Here is a 454-nt window from a genome sequence, read left to right as displayed (position 1 = left end):
GCCAGCTGGAGAGTCTGATGCGGCTGCGCGCCGAACACGCCAATCTGGTCGCCGCGCTGGTCCACGGCGGCGACGCGCAGGCCACTCTGGCCCTGGCCGCCGCGCTGCGTTTCCACTGGGGCGAGGGGGGACTTCTCGGTGAAGGCCGCCGCTGGCTCGAACACGCGCTCGCCGCCACCGCACCCGAGCCCAGTCCGGCCCGGGCCAGAGCGCTGTGGGTCGCCGCCTGGGTGGCAGTGCTACAGCATGACCACGCCACGGCGTACCGGTGGCTGGACGAGGCCGCGGAGCTGGGGGATCTGCTGGACGACCGGGTGGTGTGCGCCCACGTGCGGAGCCTGCGTGGCACGTTGGCGTTGTTCGGCGGCAGACCGCAGGAGGCCGTGTCCTTGTTGGAGGAAGCGGCGGCCGCCCATGCGGAGGCGGGCGCGGAGATCGGGGCGGTCTACGCGCT

1 pseudogene is annotated in these 454 nt (G+C 73.6%); it reads left to right on the top strand.

Going from position 1 to position 454, the window contains the following annotated elements:
* Positions 1-17: 17 nt before the first annotated feature.
* Positions 18-454: pseudogene (locus tag TN53_RS42370) on the top strand (LuxR family transcriptional regulator); the annotation flags it as partial.

This window comes from Streptomyces sp. WM6386 (genome assembly GCF_000972385.1).
Lineage (GTDB): Bacteria > Actinomycetota > Actinomycetes > Streptomycetales > Streptomycetaceae > Streptomyces.
The sequence above is the reverse complement of the archived record's forward strand: the minus strand, read 5'-3'. Positions and strand labels throughout refer to the sequence as shown.